Consider the following 838-nt stretch of genomic DNA (forward strand, 5'->3'; position numbering starts at 1 on the left):
CGGGCCGGTCGTCGACGATACCGCGGCCTTGCTGATACCTGGCGTCCGCGAAGTGTGCCTTCTGACGCGGTGCAAGAAGCCGCTGCCAGACCTGACCGGCTCGACGACCTCGAGGATTGGCCTCGACAGCCGACCTGGCCTGGAGCAGGTGGCCGCGGTGGACTTGGATGAGTTCACCGTGTGGGACTGGCGTGGGACGGACTTCACGTTCCTTGGCGATCAGCCGCGCCTTCGACGACTGAAGGTGGAGGCAACCCGCCAGCTGGTGTCCCTGGACGGTCTGCAGCGCTGTCCACGGCTCGAGTACGTCGAGCTGCTCGACCTGCGGGCCAAAGACCTGGCACCGCTGGCTCAGGCAAGCAGGCTTCAGCACCTGTGGATCATCGGCGACTACCGCATCACCGGCGAGGCCACCTTGAACCTAGCCGACCTGGCCCACCTACCCGAACTCACAGAGATCCGCATCTGCTACGGCGGCGCCATTGCCACGCTCGCTCCGCTGACAGGTTCCATGGGCTATCGCCTGAGAGACTTCCGTATACGTGGCACAAGGGTTCGCGACGGCGACCTCTCGCCCCTTCAATCGATGGGCCAAGCAGCTGACGTCCTTGGACCGAACGACTGACACCGAGAACGTCCTGTCACCCACGCCCGGCGGCAGACGATCGACAGCACTCGCTCGCGGGTCGGCATGACCACGCGGAACGCGGCGGGACTGTGCACTGAACGGTGTTTCCGGCTCGACACGCCGGGCTGGGTCCGGCGGGATGGGCACGGACAGTGATGACATCTGGGGCCATGGGGTCTGGACAGCAGAAGACGGATGACGGTGGGCAGC

At 65.6% G+C, this 838-nt stretch carries 1 protein-coding gene; it reads left to right on the forward strand.

The annotated features are described in order from the left end of the window. Positions 1-148: 148 nt before the first annotated feature. On the forward strand, positions 149-625 hold the full coding sequence (locus ABN028_RS35205) for a hypothetical protein (RefSeq protein ID WP_349699672.1): 477 nt from the start codon (positions 149-151) through the stop codon (positions 623-625). Positions 626-838: the final 213 nt, after the last annotated feature.

It is taken from the genome of Actinopolymorpha sp. B17G11 (assembly GCF_040196095.1).
Lineage (GTDB): Bacteria > Actinomycetota > Actinomycetes > Propionibacteriales > Actinopolymorphaceae > Thermasporomyces.